This window comes from Chryseotalea sp. WA131a (genome assembly GCA_025370075.1).
Lineage (GTDB): Bacteria > Bacteroidota > Bacteroidia > Cytophagales > Cyclobacteriaceae > ELB16-189.
Genome location: CP073016.1, coordinates 4,402,251 through 4,428,207 on the forward strand (window position 1 = coordinate 4,402,251; position 25,957 = coordinate 4,428,207).

26 protein-coding genes are annotated in these 25,957 nt (G+C 39.6%); 2 read left to right on the forward strand and 24 right to left on the reverse strand.

The genetic code is table 11. From position 1 onward, the window contains the following. Window positions 1-20 precede the first annotated feature (20 nt). Together KA713_20260 and KA713_20265 are read right to left on the reverse strand one after the other, a co-directional pair. Window positions 21-1,025: an alpha/beta hydrolase gene (locus KA713_20260; protein ID UXE66740.1), complete on the reverse strand. Its 1,005-nt coding sequence runs from the start codon at window positions 1,023-1,025 to the stop codon at window positions 21-23. Window positions 1,026-1,181: 156 nt separating this feature from the next. Further along, the gene (locus KA713_20265; GenBank protein ID UXE66741.1) at window positions 1,182-1,559 is read right to left on the reverse strand and encodes a DinB family protein; all 378 of its coding nucleotides are present in this window, start codon (window positions 1,557-1,559) and stop codon (window positions 1,182-1,184) included. A gap of 112 nt (window positions 1,560-1,671) precedes the next feature. Here KA713_20265 and KA713_20270 point away from each other — a divergent pair, with 112 nt between their 5' ends. Next, on the forward strand, window positions 1,672-2,844 hold the full coding sequence (locus KA713_20270) for an IS4 family transposase (protein ID UXE66742.1): 1,173 nt from the start codon (window positions 1,672-1,674) through the stop codon (window positions 2,842-2,844). 416 nt (window positions 2,845-3,260) lie between these two features. Here the strand turns inward: KA713_20270 and KA713_20275 are convergent, their stop codons facing one another. From KA713_20275 to KA713_20335, 13 genes are all read right to left on the reverse strand, one after another. Further along, entirely contained in the window at window positions 3,261-3,341 is an 81-nt protein-coding gene (locus KA713_20275) for a hypothetical protein (GenBank protein UXE69207.1), read from the reverse strand. 24 nt (window positions 3,342-3,365) lie between these two features. After that, window positions 3,366-3,536: a DUF4411 family protein gene (locus KA713_20280; protein UXE66743.1), complete on the reverse strand. Its 171-nt coding sequence runs from the start codon at window positions 3,534-3,536 to the stop codon at window positions 3,366-3,368. Next, window positions 3,520-3,762, reverse strand: coding sequence for a DUF4411 family protein (locus KA713_20285; protein UXE66744.1), 243 nt, complete (start codon window positions 3,760-3,762; stop codon window positions 3,520-3,522). Before KA713_20285 ends, KA713_20280 begins: the two co-directional genes overlap by 17 nt. Beyond that, the gene (locus tag KA713_20290; GenBank protein ID UXE66745.1) at window positions 3,740-4,900 is read right to left on the reverse strand and encodes an ImmA/IrrE family metallo-endopeptidase; all 1,161 of its coding nucleotides are present in this window, start codon (window positions 4,898-4,900) and stop codon (window positions 3,740-3,742) included. The genes KA713_20285 and KA713_20290 overlap by 23 nt, the downstream gene beginning before the upstream one ends. 337 nt (window positions 4,901-5,237) lie before the next feature. Further along, window positions 5,238-6,512: a peptidase gene (locus KA713_20295; protein UXE66746.1), complete on the reverse strand. Its 1,275-nt coding sequence runs from the start codon at window positions 6,510-6,512 to the stop codon at window positions 5,238-5,240. A gap of 150 nt (window positions 6,513-6,662) precedes the next feature. Further along, entirely contained in the window at window positions 6,663-7,703 is a 1,041-nt protein-coding gene (locus KA713_20300; GenBank protein UXE66747.1) for an IS5 family transposase, read from the reverse strand. Window positions 7,704-8,311: 608 nt separating this feature from the next. Then, window positions 8,312-8,605, reverse strand: coding sequence for an SDR family NAD(P)-dependent oxidoreductase (locus KA713_20305; GenBank protein UXE66748.1), 294 nt, complete (start codon window positions 8,603-8,605; stop codon window positions 8,312-8,314). A 228-nt stretch (window positions 8,606-8,833) separates the two neighbouring features. Then, on the reverse strand, window positions 8,834-9,490 hold the full coding sequence (locus KA713_20310; protein ID UXE66749.1) for a hypothetical protein: 657 nt from the start codon (window positions 9,488-9,490) through the stop codon (window positions 8,834-8,836). Between the two features lie 398 nt (window positions 9,491-9,888). Beyond that, on the reverse strand, window positions 9,889-10,764 hold the full coding sequence (locus tag KA713_20315) for an RNA polymerase sigma factor (protein UXE66750.1): 876 nt from the start codon (window positions 10,762-10,764) through the stop codon (window positions 9,889-9,891). Continuing rightward, the gene (locus KA713_20320) at window positions 10,764-11,315 is read right to left on the reverse strand and encodes a DNA-3-methyladenine glycosylase I (GenBank protein UXE66751.1); all 552 of its coding nucleotides are present in this window, start codon (window positions 11,313-11,315) and stop codon (window positions 10,764-10,766) included. The genes KA713_20315 and KA713_20320 overlap by 1 nt, the downstream gene beginning before the upstream one ends. Further along, window positions 11,315-11,929: a hypothetical protein gene (locus tag KA713_20325; protein ID UXE66752.1), complete on the reverse strand. Its 615-nt coding sequence runs from the start codon at window positions 11,927-11,929 to the stop codon at window positions 11,315-11,317. Before KA713_20325 ends, KA713_20320 begins: the two co-directional genes overlap by 1 nt. A gap of 258 nt (window positions 11,930-12,187) precedes the next feature. Continuing rightward, entirely contained in the window at window positions 12,188-12,421 is a 234-nt protein-coding gene (locus KA713_20330) for a hypothetical protein (GenBank protein UXE66753.1), read from the reverse strand. 665 nt (window positions 12,422-13,086) lie between these two features. Further along, window positions 13,087-13,374 carry an HNH endonuclease gene (locus KA713_20335; GenBank protein ID UXE66754.1) on the reverse strand — a complete coding sequence of 96 codons (288 nt, stop codon included), beginning with the start codon at window positions 13,372-13,374 and terminating at the stop codon, window positions 13,087-13,089. A gap of 286 nt (window positions 13,375-13,660) precedes the next feature. Between KA713_20335 and KA713_20340 the strand changes: the two genes are divergently transcribed. Next, window positions 13,661-14,266, forward strand: coding sequence for a superoxide dismutase (locus KA713_20340; protein ID UXE66755.1), 606 nt, complete (start codon window positions 13,661-13,663; stop codon window positions 14,264-14,266). Between the two features lie 81 nt (window positions 14,267-14,347). Here the strand turns inward: KA713_20340 and KA713_20345 are convergent, their stop codons facing one another. The 9 genes from KA713_20345 to KA713_20385 form a co-directional block, all read right to left on the reverse strand. Then, window positions 14,348-15,610 carry an OmpA family protein gene (locus tag KA713_20345; protein ID UXE66756.1) on the reverse strand — a complete coding sequence of 421 codons (1,263 nt, stop codon included), beginning with the start codon at window positions 15,608-15,610 and terminating at the stop codon, window positions 14,348-14,350. A gap of 99 nt (window positions 15,611-15,709) precedes the next feature. Next, window positions 15,710-16,675, reverse strand: coding sequence for a glycosyltransferase (locus KA713_20350; GenBank protein UXE66757.1), 966 nt, complete (start codon window positions 16,673-16,675; stop codon window positions 15,710-15,712). A gap of 16 nt (window positions 16,676-16,691) precedes the next feature. Continuing rightward, on the reverse strand, window positions 16,692-18,596 hold the full coding sequence (locus KA713_20355; protein ID UXE66758.1) for a RecQ family ATP-dependent DNA helicase: 1,905 nt from the start codon (window positions 18,594-18,596) through the stop codon (window positions 16,692-16,694). A 40-nt stretch (window positions 18,597-18,636) separates the two neighbouring features. Continuing rightward, window positions 18,637-19,842 (reverse strand): GTP-binding protein, encoded by a 1,206-nt coding sequence (locus tag KA713_20360; GenBank protein ID UXE66759.1) that lies wholly within the window; start codon window positions 19,840-19,842, stop codon window positions 18,637-18,639. A gap of 78 nt (window positions 19,843-19,920) precedes the next feature. Further along, entirely contained in the window at window positions 19,921-20,346 is a 426-nt protein-coding gene (locus tag KA713_20365; protein ID UXE66760.1) for a hypothetical protein, read from the reverse strand. A 123-nt stretch (window positions 20,347-20,469) separates the two neighbouring features. After that, window positions 20,470-22,677 (reverse strand): carbohydrate binding family 9 domain-containing protein, encoded by a 2,208-nt coding sequence (locus KA713_20370; GenBank protein ID UXE66761.1) that lies wholly within the window; start codon window positions 22,675-22,677, stop codon window positions 20,470-20,472. A 71-nt stretch (window positions 22,678-22,748) separates the two neighbouring features. Continuing rightward, window positions 22,749-23,840 (reverse strand): succinylglutamate desuccinylase/aspartoacylase family protein, encoded by a 1,092-nt coding sequence (locus tag KA713_20375; GenBank protein UXE66762.1) that lies wholly within the window; start codon window positions 23,838-23,840, stop codon window positions 22,749-22,751. 12 nt (window positions 23,841-23,852) lie between these two features. Then, window positions 23,853-24,488 carry a DUF1826 domain-containing protein gene (locus KA713_20380; protein ID UXE66763.1) on the reverse strand — a complete coding sequence of 212 codons (636 nt, stop codon included), beginning with the start codon at window positions 24,486-24,488 and terminating at the stop codon, window positions 23,853-23,855. Window positions 24,489-24,514: 26 nt separating this feature from the next. Next, window positions 24,515-25,954, reverse strand: a complete 1,440-nt coding sequence (locus KA713_20385) for a DUF3526 domain-containing protein (protein ID UXE66764.1) — start codon at window positions 25,952-25,954, stop codon at window positions 24,515-24,517. Window positions 25,955-25,957 lie beyond the last annotated feature (3 nt).

A 25,957-nucleotide genomic window follows, 5' to 3' on the forward strand; every position in this document is an offset into this window, starting at 1 on the left:
CCCCGCTTGGCGTAAATATATTATTGGCGGCAGTTATTTTGCTCGTTTAAAAACTTTTGTATTTCTATTTTCATCGTAGTCAGACCAGGTTCTTCATACGGAGCATGTCCACAGTTTTCAAGTATAACTAGTTTCTTCTCACTTTTAATTTTGTCAAAAAACGGTTTACTGGTTTCAAGTGTTGTCCATGTGTCCTTTTCAGGTTGAAGGAACAAAACGCTGCAATCGTCAAACTGTTCAGGTTCTTTGGCGGGTTTGAAAGTCATATAAGTTCTTAAAAAGCGAAGTCTTACTTTGCTTCCACCTGCAAATCGGTCTTGTGAAAAAACCTTTGAGAAATCTTTATCGTTTGTAATTCTGTCCATCTTACTTAACCATTTAATTGGCAGACTTAAATGGTCAGAAATTGGTTTTGTAAAACTTCCAATAGGTAGCCCAATTCGACTCAAAAACTTATTCTTTGACAAGTCGTCTCTTACTTTTTGTTCTCTTGGGTCTGCCAATGTTGTTACAATTATTCCTTTAATTCTTGAATTTTTACTTGCAACTTGATAAGCCAACATTCCACCAACGCTTAACCCAAATAAAACGATTGGCTTTTTGTCCTTCCGATATTCTTCATCAACAAGGTCGGAAACACAATTTACCCATTCGTCATACTTAATATTTATTTTGTTTGGGTTTTTTGTAAGTCCATAGCCGATTAAATCGGGTGCTAAATACTCGTATCCAAGTTTATTCAGGTAATTACCAAAAAAGCCAATTACTCTGCCATTTCCGCCCGCACCATGTAGAATAATCACTTTCACAGGTGAGTCGTCTGCGTTCATTTTGTCTATGTGAATACTGAAATTTTTCCACTTCCAATATGTTTCAACCGGCAGGTTCGTGTCCTTATATTGTAAATCTTTAGGTAAATAGTCATTGTACTTTTTCCAGTATTCTGTTTGAGTATAAAGTTCTGGTCGTTTCATTGTTGAGCAAGAATATAAAAACATTGTCAAAAGTAAAATTTTTCCCTGCATACGGTTCGCTGTAATTGCCACCCATGTTTGTGTTTCTTCAGTGGTGCGCTTTCGAAGCCGCGTCCTTGCTCTGGCACCAAACGTGAAACGAAGACAAACCTTTAGACCAATTCGTCACGGCATCATTGCAGAAAGCATTTGGTTGTGGGTTCGTTTTTACTTTATTCTTAATTCGGTCGATAATGCTCGTCCTCTTGATAAAGTCAAAGAAATTTGTCCTGCGTGATGAGAGTTATGGAAAAGAATATGTGAGAAAAGTCGCATTCTGGAAACTGTTCCAAAAAATGGTGTGTCAGTCGTCAAAGACCAATCCTCATCTTTGGAAGTGTCTATTAAATTTTCAAGCATTTTATATCCTATATCAATATATAATTTACTTGTTTCAATTTCATAGTCCTGCCCTATGTCTTGCTGTCCCATCGTAGTATTTTGAATATTGGGCGGAACACCAAGAAAGTAGCCAAACAAATTCATAGTTTCTCCAATATGCCTATAAATAAATCCGATAGAGGCAGTTTCAGTATTTAACTTCATTAGTGGCCATTAAAAGCATTTAAAATGTTCTTTGAAATCTTGATTTACAAGGGTTTAGGCTCTTAAAATGACGGTGACGACTTGAGCCGTAGATTCGAGAAAAATCGAATTTATGTACTCTGGCAAATATGTTTTCTCTCAGATAAGTCTCTATTTGCCCTCGCGGATATTTGACCGTTGCGTGGACCGTTACAAAGGAAACCGATATGTAAAACATTTCACGTGTTGGAACCAGCTGATGTGTATGATGTTCGGTCAACTCTGTGGACGGGATAGCCTTCGGGATCTGCTCGTCAGCATAATCCCGCACAAGGCAAAGTTCTACCATTTGGGTTTTGGAAAAAGTGTGACCAGGTCAAACCTGCAACTTGCAAACGAGCAAAGGGACTACAGGATCTTTGAGGAATTTGCTTACGCGATGATCGATCGGGCAAGATCATGTCCGTTGCCCGATGCTGATTTCACTTTGGAAATCGCTGGACCTGTTTACGCCTTTGATTCAACGCTCATCGATTTATGCCTTAGCGTTTTCTGGTGGGCTGAATTCCGCACAACAAAAGCGGCTGTTAAAATCCATACCCTCATTGATGTAAAAACTTCCATCCCATGCTTTGTCCATATCACTGATGGTGCAACCCATGATGTCCATGGCCTGGATGTCCTAAAATACGAAACAGGCGGTTTTTACGTACTGGATCGAGGATATGTAGATTTTAAAAGGTTATTTAAGATCAATCAATGCGGGGCATACTTTGTAACGCGTGCCAAGGAGAACTTGGATTTTGTTCGCGTTAGTTCACGTAAAGTGAAAAAGAAAAAAGGTGTTCTCTGTGACCAGACCATCAATCTCAAAGGCTTCCATTCTTCAGAGAAATATCCAGTGCCTCTTCGCAGGATAAGGTTTATCGACAAGGAAACAGAAAAACGGTTCGTTTTCATTACCAACAATTTTACGCTTGCCCCAGAAGACATCGCGTTGCTTTACAAGTATCGATGGAAGATCGAACTTTTCTTCAAATGGATAAAGCAACACCTGAAAGTGAAATCCTTTTGGGGAACTTCACCTAATGCAGTAAAGGTTCAAATCTATACCGCCATCATCACCTATTGTTCAATAGTGATCGTGAAAAGCAAACTCAAATCAACTCGTTCGAATTACGAAATATTGCAAATTCTCAGCGTTGCCTTGCTCGACAAAATCCCTTTGAAGGAACTCCTGTCAAACCCAAATTATCAAGATGTCAAAGAACAAAACTATATTCAATTAAATTTCGACCTGTTTTAACTGGCCACTAATGATTTAACTTTTATCCTTTGTTCTCATTAGTGACTCTGTCCAAAGCATATGAGTTAGTAGTCATATTTTGAAATAACATTTGTCGAAGTAATTCCTTTTGACTATTCATATAGATATTTTAATGTCTACCAAAATGACGCACAACAATTGCATAGATGCAACTCCGTTGCACATGCACACCAAATATAAGGAATGCACGCAACATCTCTATTTCAAAATTAGGTGCAACCGGGTAAAGTGTAACGCCACTCGCAGTTTGCATTTCGGTAACAAAACCGCATCTTGGTCAGGTTTTTCCAGAGTTGTTTTTCTAAAGGTTCTTCTGTTATCGCTTTTTTTTGGCCATTTGCTTAAAATCAGTTTTCAAGTTAATTGCGGCAAGGCAATGTGTGCATTTGCCTTTTCTAAAAGCGTTCTCCGAGTTGTCTCAACATCTCAATAGTATCTACAAAATTGATGTTAAATGGAGCACAAGCTTCAGGGATTTTAACTTTGTTCTTTCGGTCGGGTTAACTTTTTTCGTGAGTCACAATTATTCTATTACCTCTATCTGCATGAGCATATGCGACCAACCAGGCATCAGCTTCATCGGCATCAAGAAATTCAGCTATAGCTGTCGGGAAATAATGACCACTTCTGGAATTTGCCCACGTTACGATTTGGCTATAATTCGTAACCACCCCCCGTAGTGTCTTTGAAAAAACCAACGGGTAAATTATTCTCACACCATGTTTTCAAATCGTCCTGATGGCGGTAGATTTCCTTTTTTACCTTGTCAATGCTTATTATTTTTTGTTTTTCAGCTAGTTGTCTCACTTTGTCCCAAAAGCTTGTAGCAACGTCCAATGGATAGTTAGCCCGATGCGCCTGAATAAAAAAGTTACTATCGACAAGGTAGACGCTCATCTACTAAAAAATGTTTATCGAAAAACCTTTTATAAGTATCTCCTTTCAAACTTGTGAGTTTATAAGCATCACGATATAATAATTGATTTGTTTTGACTGCTTGATTTATCCGAGCTGCAAATGAGAGACTCAATCTTTTCTTTGTAGTTGCATAGAAGTCTCCACCACCTACTTGACTTTCTTTTTTGTATTGCAGTTGATTGACGTAATTATTGTAAAAATTGAAGAAAGAAGTCTTATTAATCTTTCCCAAATCCAAAGCCCTACGCGCAATTACAATTTGACTTACTTTGAAATATTTTGCAACATATGCAATGTCAGCACGTTCACTCCAAATGCGACTGAAAGAAACCTCAGGAACCAAAAATTCTGCTGCTACTTTGTCACAAAGTATTTCTGTTGGATCATTTGCTGGAAGTAACTGTCTGAAGTCAAAACCAGCACTATGCCCAGTCCAGATGTGAGCAAGTTCATGAACCATCGTAAACAATTGAGCCGCTTTTCCGTCAGCATTATTTACAAACATAAAAGGGGCAGTTTTATCGACAAGCACAAAACCTCGACATTCATCTACTTTTATTGGGCGACTTGTGTTATTTTCCACTACTCCATTAAAGACAACAATTATTCCTGCATCTTCAATTTTTTGCGTTAAATGGTCAATTGCAGTTTCTAGTTTTTGGAAAGAACTTGCCCATTCATTTTCAAGTCCAAGCACTCTTCTAATGTCGGCAACGATTTCAGCAACATTCTGATTATTGGAATATTTGCCAACAAAAGGAAGGCTTTCATTGTCGTTATCTTCTAGATAGTCCCGAAGCCAACCTTGTCTTTGTTGCATTAGCATAATTGTGTCGTACACGTTTACACTAACATTTTCAGTAGGTCTGCCTTTTTGATTGGTCCTGAAGAACGGGATTGGGAGTCTTTCTATTGGTGGTTCGGCTAGAAAAAGGTAGCCAAAAGGTAAATGAACTTTGTGAGAGAACCTCTCCAATTGCTTCACAGTCGGTTGTTTTCGGTCTTCTAGCCAGTCAGTAACAGTCGGAAATTTTGCGATAAAGTCCTGCAATTCGTAACCAGCACGCTGGATAGCCCACGTAATGATGTCCGGTCTAATGTTTACCCCTGTGTTCATGAATGCTTAAAAATAGGAATTTTTAGAACCTTTTGACCATTTTTTTGCAAGTCCACAAGTCGCTCCTTTCTACACTGTAGTAAACACTGGGTTTGGCGGGAAGGTTTGGCTCTTGCCATTGCTGTGGTATCGGGGTGGGTTTGTTCGGCTATGGCATGTGCCAAGTACGCGGGCAAGTTGAAGCAAAAATCTTGCCCGAGCCATGTTGGTAACGGTTTGGGTAGTGCCAAAGGTGGCGATTTTTAGCACTGAACTTTAATAGAATATCAATGCTCAAACATAGCAGAGTGTTCAATAGAATTCCTTTAGCCTTGCTTTTGGCAATACCTTGTTAAAATCAGTTTTTATTTTTTCTTATTAAATCCAATGTAAAATTTATTTGTGTGTCAGTATTATTTAAGAAGTCGTCAAATGTTTGAATGACTTCATAGTCTGGAATAATTCCTCTGTCGTATTTTTGGTTTTCTTTTTTAGGAACATCTTGTTCTAAATTTACAACTGAAAATGTAATAAGAAGTCTTGATTTTGGTAGTTTATAACTCAAAGGCGTATGTCCGTTATGACCATAATATCCTCCCATTGTTTCTTCTCCAATTGTTATGGTGTTTTCATTTCCAGCAAGCATTGCAGCAAAAAGACTACCTGCCGATGCTATTCTCGGACTGGTTAATAAGTAAACATTTCCATTGAAGGCATTTTGATTTGGTTTTCTAATTTTATGGTCGTCCGAATTTTCATCTTGATAAAATTTATTGTTTTGCTCCTTTGGGAAAATAGTTTTAAATTCCTTATTAAATTTTCCAACAAATAATGGTCTAATTAATCTTGGGGCATTGTGGTCAATATATTTTAACATTGGGATTTTCTTGAAACTAATCCACGCTTCCTTGTTCTCTTGGAAATTTCTGTTAGTCAAGTAAGAGTATGTAATCAAATCATTGGGGTCAGTTCCGCCTCCATTGTTGCGGACATCAACGATTAAATTTTTAATGCCTTTTGTTTTAATTTCAACAAATGTGCTATCTAAAAATCTTTGATATAGGCTATGTTCGATTGTCGTTTCGTTTCCTAAATTAAAAGTATGAACAGTGAGAATTCCTGTAAGTGAATCCACTTGCTTGTATTTATACTTTTGATTTTCTTTCAGATCAGCAAAATAAAATTTGTCTAATGGTATTGAATGTATACTCCAAAAATTTTCATAGTATTTTTTGTAGCCAACGCTTTCAATATTTTTAGTTTCTATCTGTTTTGAATTTGGTTTAAAATAGCTTACCGTGAAATTTTGAGATAATCCAAAATTAAGTCGATAATACTTTGGGAAATTTTTCATTAAACCGACTCTTTTACCTGTTGAATTTTTTCCGTCAGTCGTGTAGTATTTGTAAAGTTCAGGGATGATTTTATAAACATCTATGTCGTTAATAGCCAAAATTTCTGAACCCAAAGGAATTTCTTTGCCATCAATATTTATAAGCCATTTTTCATCAATCCATTTTATCGGAAATGGAAAATATCCAAATTTTTCTTCTCGTAAGTAATCAGTATATTTTTTGGGTAAAGAAACTTCGTTGTGAAGACTTCCTTCAAAGTCTGAAATAGTACATATCAAATTATGGGCATCTCTAAAAACCCGTTTTAAATTTTTTCACTTCCTAGTTTATCGAATTTGTTCTTTGCAATCTTAAAAAATAGTGATTAAGGGCTCTTTTGACTTTTTCTTTTCACCCTTGGCAGGATGATGATTGACCATTTGGTCAAACTATCGGCCATTCAAGTTCACTTTTATCTGCGTTAGCCTGAACAAATTGTAGGTGAGGTTCATTAAACCAATCGTTGCTTTGGCCCTCACAAAGTTTCGGCATCGGATATACATTCGGTTCATCGAGTTGGTCATGAACCCAAAAATGTGCTCCACTCTTGCCCTTGTCTTTGATTTCTTCTTGTTGCGCTTTTGCTGCGCATTGGTAAGGGGTTTATTGCGGTATCCTTTTTCATGGATCATGGAGGTCATATTTTTTCCGTTCAACTCTTTTTCAATTTTCTCACTCCGATAAGCACTATCAGCATATACTTTTTGTCCGCGATCCCTTTTGTCAATCAATGGTCCAATCATTTCACTATCGTGAACATTGGCAGGGGTTACCTTATAACCCGTAATGAGTTTGGTGCGCGCATCGGCTTTCACATGGTCTTTATACCCATAGTAACTTTTTCCATTGTGCGTAACCCATTTGGCATCAATATCTTTCTGGCGTAGCTTGTTTTCTTTATCTTTCCAATCTGGGGGAATAATCCCCTCATTGAGTTGTTGGTTCTCATCGCGGCTGTTTCGTTGAATAGGGACTTCCACAATGGAGGCATCTATCATTCGGCCTTTGTTAAGAATTACACCCCGTTGGCTCAAGGTTTTATCCAGCAAGGAAAACAATTTCTCCACCATCTTGCCTTTGGCAAGTTCATTTTTAAAGTTCCAGATTGTTTTGGCATCGGGCACCGTATCAGATATGGTCAACCCTAAAAAACGCATGAACGATAAACGATCTAAAATCGCATATTCCGTGCCGTCATCGCTTAAATTATAATAGCGCTGCAAAATCAATATTTTGAACATCATCAGATAATCAAAGGAAGGGCGACCGCCTTGGCTTCTGTCTTTTCCCGATTCAAAATGTGCCTCCAAGGGTTTGCGGAAAATCCCAAAGTCAATGTGGGCTTGCAATTTTAACAATGGGTCGTTTTGCTTACCGATTTTATCCAACCGAAACTGCTCATCAAATAATCCTCTCGATTTATTTTTCATCTATTTTCTCCTTTTTCTCAAGAAACAAAATTTACAGATAATTTCGTAGGGTTTTTAGAGATACCCTTATAAAACTCTCTGTAAGATTTAATTTTTTCAATTTGAAGATTGCCCCAATTATAAATACTGTCAATCGATTGTGGGGTTCGGTATTTATAAAGTCCAGAATTGGCTTCCTTTGATATTTGTTTAAAAATTTCAAAATCTTGTCTTATCTTCTTGTGCGAAATAGGTTCATCAATTGATTGTCCATTTGCAAGAAATGAAATTAAAAGTATAAGAATTATTGAGATTATTTTATGCATCGTTCGGTTTTCCAAAATTGGTGCTAGCGATTTGTGCCCATGTCAATAGCGGGATTTTGAAACTGTGTCTTTGTCACACGTGCTGAAACGAAATGTAAAAACTAAACTTCAACTTAACGTGTATCCGCAGCTGGCATAGGACACATTGTTGCCAACAGTTGGACTTCACAATTGTCCACCGTAACTATTTCTTTGTTGAAACTGTCCAACTAATGAACTCTTGAAAAATTCCGTCCCAATTGTCTTGTGTCTTACCATATCATTTGGGCACTATAAAAAAAATTGCTTTTTGTTATGCCTGGCTCAATTATTTTTAACGCCAATACCAAGATGTTTAAGTTCATAGTTTAGACTCTCTGAAAATCCTTCAACAGCCCACTTTGTACTGTGAAATATACTGTATAAAGGATATGTCATTAGTCCTCCAATGGTAGAAACATTGATAATTAGGCCAGAATTATTTGATCGAAAATAAGGAAGGATTTCCTGAATAACATTCATCAGTCCAAAAATATTTACATCGAACATGCTTTGTCTTTGTGTGATTGTTGAGAGTTCAAATGCTCCGTAGCCCCCAAAACCAGCATTGTTTACCACACATCAATATTTTGGGTCATTGACAATACCAATGCAATACCATTTTCTATACTTTGATTATCGCTTCCATCAAGTGTTACTGGTATGATGTTTTCCGGGTGCTCATTTATGAGTCCTTTTATATTTCGCATAGTAGCAAATACTTTCCAGTTGTTTTTGGCAAAGTGGTTTACAGTTGCATTGCCTATGCCCGATTATGTACCTGTAATCAGAATACTTTTTGTCGTTTTATTTTTTTGCATTATTTAGCATTACAGGAATTTTAAACCAATCAAAATTATTTATTTTGTAAGATTTTATGAATGATTTTGCTTTAATTTTTGATTCAAAAAAAAGTATCAAACCACTTTTTTCTGATGTTTCAAGAAGCCAATATGCTCTAAAAAAAGTAGTTTGATGTGCATACAAATTGGAGGCTTGATTTTGCGTTAATCCATGTATAAAAACAGCTATACTTTTGGTGTTAAAATTAGTATAAGTTGTAGTTATAGGAAGTGACGAAAATTCAGATTTTACACTAAAATATTCGACAGTTGGCGTAACGCCTCTTTTTTTCTTCACGTCCTCAAACCATTGTGGGGTGAACCTTTTTTTTGCTTTGGCCTCTTCTCCCCATAGATAAATTCCGCCAAAGTTTTTTCCTTCTGTATTTCTATTGATTGAATAAGCTTTAAACTCTAGTCCATTTACTTTCTCATAGATTGGATTAACCTCTCTGAATTTTTTAGGTAATAAATAGTCGAAAGCATACCATGGTGCTTTTGATTTTACAATTGTTACAGTTTTTACACTCATGATGTCGTTTTTTAAATTGTTTTGAGCAAACATTGTTGTAGTGGATGATAAAAAGATTATAAACCCTAGACTGATTGATTTTTCTGTCATATTCTATTGTTTTTTAAAATTTATAGCGATTAGACAGAATTATTAAAATGTGTTACAAAACTGTCAGAAAGTAGCACTATGATGAGGTGTGTCCGACAAATTTAAAATACGGTTTATAAGAGTTGACTTTTCGTACTCCTTTTCTGTCCCTTTTGTTGTCGTGCCTTGGGTCGTCCTACGCTTGCCTGTAGTGGATACGTATTTGCGATGGTGGGGAATTAGAATTTCGTCAACCTGAAACCCAAGCCCAATATTGTTAAAAGTTGAAATTAAGAACTAAAAGCTAAATAGCGTTAGTCAAGCTGTATCGAAAGCAAAAAGGAAGTACAAATGTTGATTGCACCTCCGTCTGCCACACTTTTGCCAAACCGTATTATGCGTTCCCCTTTCTTAGTTATCTAATTGAGGTTAAATATGTCCTTTACTTTGTTGTCAGAAAGTATTGAATTAAGCAAATTGTCTGTATGGTTTTTTTCTTGAAATGGCTGATTGCGAAAAAGGTCTGCATATTTTGTTTCCAATTCGTTGTCAAGGTCTGCCGATTTTTCTTTTGCTAGTTCGTTGATTTTTGAAATGTATGAGGTGTTGAACTTTAATTTTTCTGAGTCAACCCAGCCAGCTTTAATAAAGCCTTTTGTTTTCCTGTCGCATCTGCATGGATTTACTTGATTAATTAATCCACATTTGCTATTCATAAAATTGTAAAGGTCACGCCTTGCCCTTGAAAGAATTTGGCGAAAGTTATCCTTACTTATTTCTAACAAACTTGAACCTAAATTATGGTCAGCACCGAATATTTCTCCAAGCACATAAACGAGCCTTTGCTCTCTATTTAAGCAAAGTAGCATCCCGTTCATACAGCCCAACTTTGCATCTTCAATAAATTCTTTTAGTTCAGCTTTTTCTAATGTTGTTAAGTCTTCATCCTTTATATTGTCCAATTGCTCTGCGTAATTGTCAAATGTGGTAATATTGTCTTCCAACCAGTATTTTTTCATTTGAAGAAAATGATTGAACGTAATGCGATACAGCCACGTTCTAAAATCACTTTCTCCTTTAAATTGAGAAAGTTTTGTAATTACTTTAATCAGCACCTCTTGGGTAATATCTTCCGCATCAAAAGGACTTAGAACCATTTTCTTTGCAACATTGTAAATATAATGTTGATGCCTTTTTATAAGTGCTTCCAATGCAGCTTTTGAGCCTAGTAAAGAAGCATCAATTAGCTCTTTATCTGATTTGTTAGGATAATTTAAAGAAAAGGGATTTTCCATTATTTACTCCAAGCTGGTTTAGTTGTTAATACTTTTTTTTGAATAGGACAGTTTGTGATATGTGCACCTTCTAAATAACCTGTGCTAACTAAAAACTCATTTACAATTTCTCCGCCTGTAAATTTAAATGTTTTTTTAAACAACTTCATCCACTCCTCTTTTGGTTTTGGGTGGTTTTGGTCGAGCCAATTTTTAAAAGAGCCAAAGTCATTTTGCAGTTGTAAAATTACGTTAGCATTATGTATAGTTGCATCAATTTTTAAACGATTTCGAATGATACCAGTATCGTTCAAAAGTCTTTGTCTATCTAATTCTTTATAGTTGGCTACTTTCCTAATATTGAAATGGTGGAAGGCATTTTTAAAATTAATCTGCTTATTTAAAATGGTTGTCCAACTAAGCCCTGCTTGATTTATTTCCAATACCAAACGTTCAAAAAGTTCATTGTCGTCTTCAATTGTAAATCCGTACGCAGTGTCGTGGTAAATACGGTGGACATTGGTTTTATCCAAATGTCCAACCGCTTCACAATATGATTTTGGTTTATCCATTATTCAAATTCAATGAAGTGTTTCATTACAATCACCTTTTCGACAATTGAAAACGCAGCCCCAAGTATTGGATTTTTTTGCATAGCCAATTCATTTTCTTTGGCTTCCGAAATACTGTCCCAAAACACTCTTTCTGCCCATACATTTTTATTTTTAGCTGATTGTAAAAGGACACGGTTATTATATCCTTTTGCATTTTTAATTTCAGAGTTATAGGTAGAAAAAAAATCTCCTATTTGATTGTTATTTTCTTCTTTCAGTTGGTAAATAACCAACTCTACTGTTTTGGTCTCTTTGTCTGCTATACTGTGCTGGTTACTAAAACTAAAATGCTCGAATAATTCAGTTTTTTCAATCAATTGAATGAAATCTCCCAATTCAGGGATTTTGCTCATATTTTTTGCCGCATTGATAGCATTTTCCAGAGTATCCCAAGCTACAAAGTCAAAAAGTAAGTTTGGGTCTTCAGTGGATTGATACACTTTCCTGTAAATGAATCCGTCTAGTTTTACAAGTCCTGCATTGGTTTTGTTAATGACAATTTGCTTGTTGTCAGTAGGGTTGCTTTTTACTCTGTAAACAACCAGTTCGATGATGTGATTTTTACTTTCCATTTTTTAAATATTAAATTGTTATACCGGTTAGATAACAATTTAATGAGGGTGTGACAGTTGTCTTGAATAAACTTTTTTTTGCGGTCTCATTGTCTTAGGGTGACGCATAACGGTGGCGGTAGGGCCAGCAAGAGAGCGTGGGAGATTGTCCTATCAAGGTTCACGAAAAGTTGAAGCGGACTACAAAGCTTCGAATACCCCTGAAACCCTTGTTGGCAATAGCGTGTGTTAGCGGCTTGGAATTTTTGTCATTGGTTGTCAAAGCCCAAATATTTGATGTTGTAAAATATAGATTAGAGCACCAGCAAAGTATCCGAGTAACGCAAGTAAACTGATTTTTTTAAGATACCAAAAGAAACTTATCTTCTCCATGCCCATTGCTGCCACACCTGCTGCTGAACCAATGATTAATGCACTTCCTCCTGTCCCAGTACAATATGCAAGGAACTCCCAAAAATAATGGTCTGTTGGATATTGGTTTAAATCATACATACCTTGTGCTGCTGCTACTAACGGAACATTATCAATGATTGAAGATAATTAACCGATTGAGATTACAATAATGTTGTCGTTTTGCAATGTTGCAGTCAGCCATTGAGCAAGATTTGTAAGTATACCTATTGATTGCAATGAAGCTATACTGACTAAGTACCAAGAAAAAAAGTATACTTGGTGTATCAATTTTACGCAAGGCATGAACAACTGATAAATTGTGTTTATCTTCTTCATCTTTTTTCCCATGTATGCTATGTATCCTAAAACAAAAATTGTAATTATAAGTGTTATCATAATGCTAAGAGCGTTTTTTTTGCGTGGCCGCTAACGTTTGTGTTTGCGCAGTGGCTTTCGAAGCCGCCACTGTCCACGTGGGCAAACGTTGATCGAAGATAACACTTTGAACTTACACCTCACCCACCATTGCGCAAACATTTTGTGGGTAGTTGTATGGCTCTTCTCCGAACTTTATTCGTAGCTCAATTTTTTGTCCCTGTTAATTGATACAAGTCAGTCGTGCTGTGGGGCATTTTTCATTTCTACTTAGTCCACTTAAGCAAAACTGAGCGCACTAATTGGCTGGCTTTGGATGTGGGTTGCATGTGTGGCCAGACAATGGGTGAGCGGCTTTAGTTGGGTCTAATAGTATTTTACCTTCCAGTCTAAAAGTCACGATTTACAAAGGTTGGAATCTCAATTTGTTTCGAAAGTTTTGCGTAATTATTTTTAGCTGATGCTGCTTCTGAAAGTATGAGTTCTCCTGATGGTAAAATCCTTAAACTATTGCTGTCAAACAATTGGTGAATGTCTGACCGTAAACAAAGTCCATTATGGTGTGTATCGTCCCCCCTGTACTCAACTGGTTTTATGTGAGTAGCCTCTAGCACATTTTCAATAGAAACGCCAGTCACAATGCAAGACGAACCAAAAGCATTCGTAGATATACGCACGTTTTAAAAATCAAAATGATCACTCGGTTTTACTAACTTATTCATAATCAACAAGAATAAAGAATACGCTATCATAGCGTATATTGTTTTTTTTCTATGCTTATGCACGCGCAAAATATCCCACATCGTTGTTTGACCTTCCAATTTTCAATCCACTTAATCCCTCCATTTTTCTTTCCCAAACTTTGTTCACTTTCAAACGGGCCATTTCCCCCGTTTGTTTTTGTTTGGTATATTTGATGGTTGAAAAAAATAATCATTCTAAAATCATAAATCGCAATTCATTATGGCCTTTACACTTCCTGCTTTACCCTATGCATTCAATGCATTGGAACCACACATCGATGCGCGCACCATGGAGATTCACCATGGCAAGCACCACAATGCCTACGTTACCAACTTAAACAATGCGCTCGCTGGCAAGCCAGAAGAGAATTTGAGCATTGAAGAAATTTGCACCAATATTTCCAAGCACCCCATGCCTGTGCGCAACAATGGAGGCGGCCACTATAACCACAGCTTGTTCTGGACCATTATGGCGCCTAACGCTGGCGGTGCGCCTACGGGTGCAGTGGCGGATGCCATCAACGCTGCCTTTGGAAATTTTGATGAGTTCAAAACTAAATTCAATACCGCGGCTACTACGCGCTTTGGTTCGGGTTGGGCTTGGTTAATTAAAGGAGCCGATGGAAAATTGGCCATAACCTCAACACCTAATCAAGACAACCCGCTGATGGATGTTGCCGAAGTAAAAGGTACTCCGCTGCTTGGATTGGATGTGTGGGAGCATGCCTATTACTTAAATTATCAAAACCGCAGGCCTGATTATTGTGCCGCTTTTTGGAATGTAGTGAATTGGAATGAAGTAGCGAGACGCTTTTCTGCCAAGTAAGTTGTTTTAGCAACAGCAAAAAAGGGAAGTCATCAATTGGTGGCTTCCCTTTTTTTACAGAAAAATATTTTAGTCACTACTTTATTCTTCATTTACTTCCACTTCCACCCGCACATTTCTGCGGGCATTCTGACTATTTTTATCGTGCAGCATGCGCGAGCCGCCCCATGCTTTTACTTCAATCCGATCGGTAGCTACACCTTGCGAAACCAACCAATCTTTGATTACCTGGGCACGTGCACCCGACAATTCTTTTGCAGATGCATTTTCAGAAACAATGTCATCGGCCGTTAGATTGAAAAAGTCTTTGCTTGCACCTACCCGAATGATTTTTCCTCTTCCGTTACCGTTGGTGTGGCCGTGCAGAATGATTTTATAAGTTGGGTTTTCTTTCATCATGGCAAGAAGTTTGTTCAACTCATATTTTGATTCGGGCAGCATGATGGCCGCATCGTTGTAGAAATAAACATTGTATAGCACGGCAATATCGCCTTTGTGCAGGCGTGTCATTTCAAAACGCACCATGTAATAATTGCCAATCAAAGAGATGTCGGGCTGCAGTGTATCTTTTTCTGTATAGTAATAGTTTATTTCATGTTGAATTTTCCGGTAGCCAAATGAATTGCCAATCAAAATCAATTTGCCTGATTTGTTTTTAGGATCGGGCAACACCAAGTACTCATTCGCTTTCGCTTTTAAGATCAAGCTACTTCTTTCGCCATCAATTACTTCAACTTCACCATCAATTATTTGGTTAGTGGTTGCATTGTATAGGCTTAGAAATGCTTGTGTATTTTTTAATGTTTGTGGAATATAAACAGGCTCTGCTTTTGGGTTCGGTACTACTTCCGTAGGGGTGGGTGCCTCTTGCTGGGTTGGTTCTTGAACGGGTTCTACTTTAGGGCTTTGAACTACCTTTTCGTCTTTTTGCAATGCTTCTTTCTTACTTTCTTCTTTCTTCAGTTCTTCTCTCTTACTTTCTTCTTTCTTAACCTCTTCTTTGGGTTCTTCTTTCTGAGCCAATGGCTCGCCACCTTCTTTTATAATCCGTACCCATGCTTCACTAAAACCAGCTTGCTTACGCACGTCCAGCATTTTAGCGATCGATTCATCAAAGTTGGTGTAGTAATCTACATATACATAGTGAAACTGCCGAGTTGCATCAAACCCATACTGTGTATGATGCCCCGCCTGATTCAATTCGCTGGAATATCTTTGGGCAAAACTTTCTTGATTTGAAAGATAAGCGGCAACCACAATATAATAGCCTTTTGGAAGAGGATCAGCAATCACAGATTGACTTACTGACGCCATAAAAATAACAACGGTACAGAGTTTTCTCATGTAAGGTTTGACTTTTAGATACTGCAATATTATTAAAATCTTATCCTTTTTCAAGGAAAATCAATAATAGTGAGTAACAGTGCTCTGGATGGGCTTTTTTCAACGTAAGAATTTTGTCATTTCATCAAAAAAACCAGCTCCATATCCTACCAATTGAACGATTGCGGCTGGTATTGAAAGAAAAGCAACTACTGCAGATTTGGTGGAGAAGAGGGCTGCCAAACCAATCAGGAGCAGATAGAAAATGTAACCTGCTAGCAGAAAAAACCCAAGCTTACCATTGATCAACAAAAGCACAGGTATCAAAATCAATCCTAGTAAAAACGAAAATGGAAACCAATGTACCCACTTTACCTCACCGCCATGTTGCTTGCCCACCAATACTCGCCCACGCCCAAAATTGTACACTTGCCTGAAGAATTGAGAAAGGGTAGCTCTTCTTTTATGAAAGACAAAAGCCTGTGGAATGAGCGCCACACGCAGCCCTAATTTTTTCATGCGAATGCTCAACTCAATGTCTTCGGCAAATCGATCGAAATGAAAGCCCTTTGTTTTTTCATAGGCTTGCCGCGAGAAGCCCATGTTGTAACTGCGTGGTTGAAAGTTGCCAATTCCTTTTTTGCTTCCACGAATGCCGCCTGTGGTAAAAAACGAAGACATGGTATAGGCCATGGCTTGCTGAAGGGGTGTAAATTTTTCGTGGCCCTGATCGGGGCCGCCCCAGGCATCCACTAGCTGTTGCTGTAAAAAATTATCTACTGATTCGAAATAGGTGGTGGGCAAAATGCAATCACTATCAAAAATCACAAAGTAGTCTCCTTTTGCTTTTTCAAAACCGAAATTGCGACTTGGCCCAGGGCCCGTGTTTGGTTTGGTGAAATAAGAAATGGTCAACTGGTCTGAAAATTCATTCGCCACTTCCTCACTCGATAAGGTCGAGCCATCTTCTACCACAATCACTTCAAAATTACGCAGGGTTTGCTCGGCAAGGCTTTGCAATAGTTCGCCCAATTCTTCGGGGCGATTATACACGGGAACGATGATGCTGTACTTCGGATTGGACATAGCTGCAAAATACCGATTACAAGGTTAAATGCAAGAGCCACTGTTCGTCATACATTAGTTCTCCGTTCTCCAACATTTCCTGAATTACTTCCATCAACAATTCCTTGTCGCTGGCGGCCACTTGGGTTTCCAGTTCTTCCACCGAAAGCGCGGTGGGCCCTAGTAGGTACTTGATTTGCTGTTGATAATCGCCATACAATGTTGAACTTTCTTTTTTCTTTTTGCGAATGCACACATCGCACACACCGCAAGTGGTGTAGGTTACTTCGTCAAAATATTCTTGAATCACTTGCATGCGGCATTTGGTTGATTGCTCTACGTAACCAATCATGGCTGCTGCTTTTTTTAAATGAAGCTGTCTTCGACTTTCTAGCAGGGGGACATCAATCGGTAAACGATCGGCATCTTGGCGGGGCAACACTAAAGTGATTTGAGGTGCGTCTTTGGTAGGTTGGTACACGAGTAATTGCAGCTCGTGCAATTGGTGCAATTGGATTTCTATCTCGCCTACCGATTGCCGAAGTGCAACCGCCAGTTGGTTTTCTGAAATCGGAATAAAGTCGGTATAAATTTCGCCACCGTATAAGCGCAAAATCATTTTTAACAGTGGGTCAAACCGTGCATGGGCTACTTGAAACTCATAAATCTTTTTTTTGTCGATCGAAAAATGAAGCTGGGAAGGGCGATAAAAACTTTCGTTGAATTGGATCAGACCTACCTCTTCTAATTTTTTCAAAGCGGGGTATACAGCAGTTGATTTAAAGGAAAATTGTTGGCAAAACTTTTCCAAATCAAAATCATAGCTTTCGCCTTGGCCACTGCCAATGGCCAACTGAAAGAAATTTGCCAATGCTTGATAAATCTTTTTTAAATATTCTAGTTTGGGTTGTGCCTGTTCTGTTTTGTGTTGGAGCGATTGGGCATCTGCCTCATGAAAAATGACCGTAGCAAAAGAGCGCTTTCCATCGCGGCCGGCACGGCCCGCTTCTTGGTAATACGATTCTAAACTTTCGGGTAAATCCAAATGAATGACCGTGCGCACGTTGGCCTTGTTGATGCCCATGCCAAAAGCATTGGTGGCCACCATTACACGGCATCGATCTTTCAGCCATTCCTCTTGGTGTTGCTGCCGTTGGGCATGGGGCAAGCCCGCATGGTAAAAAGTGGAAGCGATGTTGTTTTTCTTTAACAGCTTATCGATTGACACCGTGGCTTTGCGCGAACGCACATAGACAATGCTGGCCCCCGGCACTTTGGTTAAAATCTCCAATAATTTTTTTTCTTTCGTCTCGGTTTTCCGAATCACTAAAGAAAGATTGCTGCGGGCAAAACTGATTTGAAAAACAGATGGCTCGCGAAGTTCTAATCGTTGAATGATATCTTCTTTTACCAATCGCGTGGCCGAGGCGGTGAGTGCCGCAATGGGAACGTTCGGTTTTATCTTTCGAAGATCTGCAATCTTTAAATAAGGAGGACGAAAGTCGTAGCCCCATTGCGAAATACAATGAGCCTCATCTACGGCAATAAGGTTTACGTTCATCTTGGCAAAGCGGACTTGAAATAATTCGGTTTGTAAGCGCTCGGGCGACACGTACAGAAATTTTTGGTTTCCATATACGCAATTGTCGAGCAGGATGTCAATCTCTCGATGGCCTAACCCAGAGTGGATCGCGATGGCTGGAATTTCTTTTTGTTTGAGCTGTGCCACTTGGTCTTGCATCAGCGCAATCAATGGCGTGACCACCACACACAACCCTTCGCGGAGTAAGGTAGGCACTTGAAAGCAAACGGATTTCCCCGCTCCGGTGGGCAAAATCCCCACCACGTCTTTATTGTGTAGGATGGATTCAATCAACTCGCGCTGTGGTGTGCGAAATGAAGAATAGCCCCAGTAATGTTGTAAGACTTGTTCGGGTGTCACTCCTCAAAAATAATAGAAAAGACATCACCAAACAGGTATTTTACAGAGGCCACTCGTCTTTAAATTCTCTCTTCTGATGGAACGCCTCGATTTCAGCCGAGTCGAGTAAACATTTTTTCAAGGCGGCTGTAATGTTTTCTTTGTTCAAGTCTTGGCCGATAATAACAACCTCGTTCAGTCGATCGCCCCATTGCTTGTCCCATTTTTTTTGGATGTGTTCTTGGTCTTGTAAGTAAGCTGGGTTTTGCGCTCGTTGTTTAAAAGGCACACTTGCCCACCATCGGCCATAGATTTCAGCCTTTGATGAACCGCCTGCCTGGCTCCATAAAATAGCATTGTCAGGGCGCGAGGCCAGCCAGAAAATCCCTTTGCTACGAATCACATTTGATGGCCATTGGGTTTGAATAAAACTCCAAAACCGCTGAGGGTGGAAGGGGATAGGACTGCGAAACACAAAAGAAGAAATTCCAAACTCTTCCGTTTCGGGTGTATGTTCGTTGTTCAGTTCTTTAATCCAACCTGCAGCTTGTTGCGCCTTTTCATAATCGAAGAGTTTAGTGTTTAGAATTTCCTTGGGATTTATTTTCCCATTCGTAGCTTCAATCAGTTTTGCATCCGGGTTAAGTTTCATCAGCAAGCCCTTGAGCAGGTTCAATTGTTCGGTATTAATCAAATCTAATTTGTTGAGTACAATCACATTGGCAAACTCAATTTGATCTGTAAGTAAATTGACGATGCTGCGGTTATCTTCTCGGTCATCGGTCATTTTTCTGTCGAGAATGGTATCGGCACTGCCAAAGTCTTTGAAAAAATTAAACGCATCGACCACTGTTACCATGGTATCTAGCTGAGTGATTTTCGATAAATCGGTGAGCTCTTCACCCGTATCGAATGTAAAGGTTTGTGCCACTGGTATCGGCTCCGAAATCCCGGTGCTCTCAATCAACAAGTAATCGAATTTTTTTTGTTTGGCCAGCAATGCTACCTCTTTGATCAAGTCTTCGCGTAAGGTGCAACAAATACATCCATTACTCATCTCCACCAGTTTCTCTTCGGTGCGCGAAAGCTTGATTTCGTTTTTTACAAGCATCGAGTCGATATTCAATTCGCTCATATCATTGACGATAATCGCTACTTTTAAACCATCGCGATTGTGGAGCACATGATTAAGCAGGGTAGTCTTACCCACACCTAGAAATCCGCTCAGTACTGTTACCGGTAACTTTCTTTGTTTAAATAATTTCATTTTACGTTCGTTTTTTTTTGTCACTCGAATTTTGAACATAACAAATGCACAATAGTGCAAGACAGATTAAATGCTTCATCACTTATTATTCGTTATCAATTCGGCTTGGTCTAAAATGAAAGTCATGTGCTCTACGTCTTTATCGTTCAATCGAAGTTTCCCTTTTACAGTAATCACTTGATCGGGCTTGAGTTTTGGCGGCTTTTTTTTAAAATTAATCTCCGCTACTGTTTCGGGCCCCGCCCCTCCACAAAAAAAACAGGATGAGTAGGGATTTTTAGACAACACAATACTGCTGGCTGGAAGATCAAGGGGTATGTAATGACCTTGCAAGTCAATTTCTGTTCCTTGCAATTGCTTTAGCTTGGCGTCAAATTGTGGTACTAAAAAATACTCGTTGTATTGTTTGATGTAAGTTGAAACAAACTTCGTACGCGCAAAAAGTTGCCAACCCTCCGTTGATGGAGGAGCATTCAATAAGATAAGCAATAGAATGTTTTTCATGTGTTTATTTTTTTTAGTGGTCACATGCCTTCATGCCGTAGAGGCATTTCGGCACGCAGGCATGGAATGGCCACAATTATCATTCCGTTGGGTGTAAAACTTCTCAATGGCCATTTCATATCATCAAAACTGCTTCAAGTACGTAATCTTAAGAACGCCCTTTTGGTTCACCAACCGGCTGTTAATTTGTGTGTCTGGATTAGTAAAGTCCTGTCGGTTATCATTGAGCACAAGAAAAATGAATGACAACGGTTTGTATTCCCATTGCAACCGAGTGTTGAACGTGTTTCTGTTGATGGCTGAATTATATTGATAAAAACTAATCCATTGCACACGTGGATTTAAAGCCAGACGTATTTCTGCTGTGGCCAAATCTGTTGTTACGTTGGAAGATGAAATGCCTAAATTTCTTATTTCATTGTGCCGATAACTCAACGTTAGCGCCACATGTGGATCAGGGGCAATTCGTGTGCTAGCAGAAATAGATTGTAGCCTACCATTAAAATATCCTCCGTTGTTATACTCCGCTGAAAAGAAAAGCTTACGTGAGTTATCTGTTTGGAAATTTAAGGAGTGATTATTGTAAGCATAAACACCTGCCGCAATTTCAATGTCTAGTGGGCTAAACGACTCAATCAGGTTTTGCCAGTTGGTGACGAAACTGTACGACAATCTGCCACCGTTTTGAAAATTCAAACTAAATGGTCGGTAGGAAATAAACCCCTCGCGAAAACTGAGATCATTGTAATAGTGATAGAAATAGGCAGTTACACCCGGTGTATATTGGCGAATTATTTTTTTAGGCAACCAGCTGGGTCGCAGCTTTAAACTCACAGCCGGGCTGGTCAGTGCATAATTGGTTGCATCCACAAACCCGGAGCGTGGATCGTATTTATCTGAAACCACCGCTTGCACATGGCCTGCATAAATGTCGTTCGTATCATAGTACGCCCACATGGAGCCTGACCAACCCTTGTTGTTTATGAGTCCTGAATTATTAGATCCCGAAAGCATCCAAAATGCATTCAGTTTTTGATTGGGGCGATACAATCCATCTATGGTGATGGTGGAGTTCGCATTTGTTCGACCAGCCGTATCTGCTTCATCGTATCGGAAAGTTGCTAATCCTCCTATACGTGTACCTTGATCCGTGAGATTGTGTGAGTAACGCGCTACGGCAAAATTAGATGCCGGATCTACTCCCTGCACTCGCTGGCGAATGGCCAATGCACCGATATTTCGCTTGAGGCTTCGGTTGGTGAAACGAACTCCAGCTTCAATGGGTATTGGATTTCCGTTGTCATCTAATCCAATTCGTCTACTGAAAAAAGGTTGAAGCGCACCGAGCGCTTGCATGGTGTAAATTTCATTTCCTTCCAGAAAAAATTGCCTGCGCTCAGGAAACAAAACAGAAAAACGTGCGAGGTTTACTACTTGCCGATCTACATCCACCTGAGCAAAGTCGGTGTTATACGTAACATCTAAAACTGAATTGGTATTGAGCGCCCACTTGGCTTCGCCACCTACTTTCAAATCGCTGTTTTGTTTCGTTACCCTTTCTTTGGTTTCTCTGTCTGCGCTTACCAGCATATAAGGATTTAACTGAACGTTTACTCCGTTATCGGGCGGAAGCTCAAGTCCTGTAAGTATTGCTTCGTAGGGCATTTGATAAGGAGTAAAGACACGAGGAATTGCTGGGAAAGTCACATTTTGATTGAGCCTGCGCATGCACCGAAGCAAAATGATACCCATCCGATCACTTCCTGCTTTGTAACGAATCGATTTCCAGGGAATAGCAAACTCTGCCGTCCAACCCCAATCATGTATTTTGGTTTTTACACTCCACAACGAAATCCACTCGCGATTAAAATTGCTTCCATCGCTGATTAACAATTCCCGTTGCGCCCCGTATGGATTAGTTTGAAAGGCCGCAGCATTTCGCTTGTCAAGCAACCCATCAATAGCAATACCAAACAAATCATTTTCATCAAAGGAAAAATCGCGTTGCATATTGGGTACGCGAATACCTTTTCGGCCTGCCGAATCGAAACAAATTGCGCTTACATATAAATTTTTTTCATCGAATAAAATCCGTACTTCTGTTTTCAAGGAAGCGGCCTCCCCTTGGCGTGGTTCGTATTGTACCAAATCGGCAACCGGTTTAAGGTTTTGCCATGAAGGTTCATCCAGCACACCATCGATAGTGATGGAACCCCCAACTTTCTGACTCCGAATTTCAAGGGGTGTTTCAGGTGGCTGAAAGGTAGCTTGCGCGAAGGCAACGCTAGCAGAAATCAACACACAACCCACTAAAAATAGTCCAGATTTCACAAGTTTATGCTGGCTCTGATGTGCTTCTGTAAGCATGTTCTTCATTCAATTCATGTGCCCCGCTTCAGTTATTAGTCTAACTCAGAAATACTGAGCAACGTTTCTCCTTTGTTTATTGGAGGTGTGAAGCTCACATAAATGATGAATCCATCGAATGGCGCCCATATTTCTTGTATGACATTGCCAAAGAGATCTGTAACAAAACCCAGCTTTGCACCCTTCTTGAATAATGTGCCACTTCTGTAGTCGGTATAGAAGATTCCGGTTTGTTCACTTTTAATTGACGATCTCTTACCAATTTCAAAAGGCGTGTTGACGGCAACTGGTTTGCCTGACAGTATTCCCAAACTTCGCATCATATTCCTAAGCCGTTTATTGATGAAGTCCGCTTCTTCCGGCCGCACTTGTCCGAGTTTCCCATATTCTATTCCTACTACTGGTATATCTTTGGAGACGGCCTCTGCCGTGCAGTAGATCGTTGGTTGACCCTGCTTCGGTGCATTTTCGCTTGTTATTAGCCAAGGGAAATCAAGGGCCAACGCCATTTGTTTTGCTTTGGCTGTCTGTGTTCCATATTGATAGATAGCAATGTAGGGGTGCAAATCTTCACTGGCATCTCCGGCATGAATATCAACTACATATTGGCAGCGTAAAATAATTTTTTGTGAGATTGTATAAGCAAGTACCTCTGTAATTGTCCCGCTTTTGCTTCCAGGAAATTGCCTGTTCAGGTTTTTACCATCTTTGGGATGATAAAATACACTTCTTCCGAAAAAAGCATCCACATTGGCCAGGCGGACAATCAGAATCGTTCCGTGAACATCCTTCGGATCAATTTCCCCAGAAAGTTTTTGCATTGCAAGGATAGGAGGATATTCATAGCCATGGATGCCAGCAATTAGTCCTAACACTGGGCCTTTCGATAATCCGTTGATAATTGTTATTGGAATGTAGGTACTATCTTGTTTTTCTGTGACAACGGGAAGGATGAGAGATTTCACTTCCCCGGGTTGGATGACGTGCCCTTCAAAGTGAAAGCTAGTGTTTTGAGCTAAGAGGTGGTGCTCACAAAGAAACACAATGATTAACGCTAAAGCTGTCGCTAAAAATAACTTGGCCTTCCATAAGGATATTTGCCAGTAATGAACTAAGGTTTTTTTCATGCTAATTCTCATTTAGATATCAATCCTTAAAACCAATCTACGTGCGCCTGTCAGTTCGATCGCTGGCGACCGATGCACAACACCTTTGCCCGTTCTTTGATGCGGAAGTTCACCCTTTAATATTGCTACATCGTAGGAGTTGAGTTGATTGATGTAGCTCCAGTCTTTTATGATTTGCTCATTCTCCCCTAAACCTAAGTGCTTTCGGTTCACGTTGTCATTGTAGGTCCACTCCGTGCCAGGACCGGCATAAGAGCAAAGCAATCGTAAGTCATAGCCATCAATGTGAAACTTCCGGCAGGCATCTTTCGCAACTGTTTTTAAATGAACTCTTACGTACTCCGCATTGCAAATGGCTGCAAACTGATAAATCAATAGTTGCATGTCTTCTATCAAGGCACTTAACTCGTTAATAGGGTGAACGCTTTTCGATACAAACATTTTTTCAATCTGCGCACCTACTTCTGTATTAACTTTCACGGTTGACTCAAATCCGGTGAACGAGCTGTTTACAAAACTGTCCACCGACTGTTTTAGGCCAGTGCTGGGCATCCGCTGATGGATGGCAATATTGATATGTGGCTGCCGAATACCATCAAGCGATGAAAGAGTAGAAGCATTGTGAAAATGCTCTTTTTCTTTTGTCAAATTAAATAGTGATGTGAACGTCATCGTTATAGGGCTACCATTCTTTCAAAACGATTTCTTCGATACACCCACGCGCTTCCTGAAACCGTCAGTGTTAAAAAGAAAAGAAGGCCCATCAAATCTGCATTGTAGTGTGAAGGCACTTGAGCCGAAGAATAGCTGTGCGTTGGCAAAGAACTAAAGTCTTCTGCGCGCATCTTTTCATTGTTAAACATCCGTGGAATAAAATAGTGGCGCCACGTATCGGCAAATGCAATCACTTGATTCCGAAAGTCGGTGTAATGCGCTGGTGAAGTTCCGGCCAGATCATTCAACCCGTCTTGCAACAAAATAGCGGGCGACAAAAAACGAAGTCGATTGACCCAGCTTTGTTGTTTATTCAGCGCTTCATTATAATCATCCAACACAGGTTGTACCGACTGGTTGATTACATCGCTAGCAGCAAAGTTTCCCAGCCACCAACTATACTGGTTTTGCTCAGTCGTATCTTTCGGGGCATATTCCGGATGCTCCCGATAATACATTTTCAGTATTTCATCCGCCTTTTTCTCCGCCAATGCTTTTGCCTCCCGATACTCATGAATCATAATGGTGCGCGATGGCACTGGATAAAAGGAGTTTGTCGTTTGCGAAATAATGGACGGGATCAAAAGCACAAACACAACCCACACAGCTATTAATGTCACCGCATTGCTGCCGGATGAGTTCCCCAACAGGTTTATTAAAAACGAAATCAAGAACCAAAAAAAGATATACACGGTGACGAGCAGAATTAATTTCGTTGCTGCTCCCATATTACCCAACCAGTCAATATCAAAAATGGTCAATGAAATAAGAATAGAGACAACAACAATACTGGTGAGAATAAAAAAGCGGAGTAATAGCTTCCCAAATAGCCATTGGTACAAGGATATGGGCTGTGCCAACGTCAAGCGCAACACACCCGATTCTTTCTCGGACGAAAGCACGTTGTAACTAAACCCCAACACCAGCAACGGAAGCAAGTAGATGCAAACGAAAGCCAGATCAAAACTGCCAAACAAAAGTTGAACGGGATTTGAGAGTTCCGAGAAGCCGAGTGTGTATGCCTCGCCATAAATTTTTGGTTTTGCATAATGTGTAAACAAGTCGCTTTGGCCGGTAGAAACAACTGCCAGTGGCTGTGCATCCATGGCGACAACACGTGGAGCACTCCACCCAATGTTATCCAATGCACGTGGGTCTTTCCATGCCTCGGGTGCCGGTTTTAGATTTTTGTTAAGCGAGTCTATATCGGCCGCCATCTTCCGATCCAGCTTCACCATTTTTTCCTTTTCTTTGGTAATGCTAGCCATACGATCCCCCACTTTTTCCTTTCCATTGCGCACAGCAAACACGGTGATGCCCAAAAATAAAATCAGCAGAATCATCACCCATCTGTCGCGTAGCAAGTTGAGCCATTCGTATTTGATTGTATGGTTTAACATAAT

Coding starts and splice junctions, on each gene's coding strand:
- KA713_20270 (UXE66742.1), top strand. CDS start 1,672: ATGTACTCTGGCAAATATGTTTTCTCTCAGATAAGTCTCTATTTGCCC.
- KA713_20310 (UXE66749.1), bottom strand. CDS start 9,490: ATGACAGAAAAATCAATCAGTCTAGGGTTTATAATCTTTTTATCATCC.
- KA713_20325 (UXE66752.1), bottom strand. CDS start 11,929: ATGGAAAGTAAAAATCACATCATCGAACTGGTTGTTTACAGAGTAAAA.
- KA713_20320 (UXE66751.1), bottom strand. CDS start 11,315: ATGGATAAACCAAAATCATATTGTGAAGCGGTTGGACATTTGGATAAA.
- KA713_20360 (UXE66759.1), bottom strand. CDS start 19,842: ATGAAATTATTTAAACAAAGAAAGTTACCGGTAACAGTACTGAGCGGA.
- KA713_20300 (UXE66747.1), bottom strand. CDS start 7,703: ATGAAAAATAAATCGAGAGGATTATTTGATGAGCAGTTTCGGTTGGAT.
- KA713_20340 (UXE66755.1), top strand. CDS start 13,661: ATGGCCTTTACACTTCCTGCTTTACCCTATGCATTCAATGCATTGGAA.
- KA713_20345 (UXE66756.1), bottom strand. CDS start 15,610: ATGAGAAAACTCTGTACCGTTGTTATTTTTATGGCGTCAGTAAGTCAA.
- KA713_20365 (UXE66760.1), bottom strand. CDS start 20,346: ATGAAAAACATTCTATTGCTTATCTTATTGAATGCTCCTCCATCAACG.
- KA713_20260 (UXE66740.1), bottom strand. CDS start 1,025: ATGCAGGGAAAAATTTTACTTTTGACAATGTTTTTATATTCTTGCTCA.
- KA713_20330 (UXE66753.1), bottom strand. CDS start 12,421: ATGTATGATTTAAACCAATATCCAACAGACCATTATTTTTGGGAGTTC.
- KA713_20315 (UXE66750.1), bottom strand. CDS start 10,764: ATGGAAAATCCCTTTTCTTTAAATTATCCTAACAAATCAGATAAAGAG.
- KA713_20265 (UXE66741.1), bottom strand. CDS start 1,559: ATGAAGTTAAATACTGAAACTGCCTCTATCGGATTTATTTATAGGCAT.
- KA713_20290 (UXE66745.1), bottom strand. CDS start 4,900: ATGAACACAGGGGTAAACATTAGACCGGACATCATTACGTGGGCTATC.
- KA713_20350 (UXE66757.1), bottom strand. CDS start 16,675: ATGTCCAATCCGAAGTACAGCATCATCGTTCCCGTGTATAATCGCCCC.
- KA713_20285 (UXE66744.1), bottom strand. CDS start 3,762: ATGAGCGTCTACCTTGTCGATAGTAACTTTTTTATTCAGGCGCATCGG.
- KA713_20385 (UXE66764.1), bottom strand. CDS start 25,954: ATGTTAAACCATACAATCAAATACGAATGGCTCAACTTGCTACGCGAC.
- KA713_20375 (UXE66762.1), bottom strand. CDS start 23,840: ATGAAAAAAACCTTAGTTCATTACTGGCAAATATCCTTATGGAAGGCC.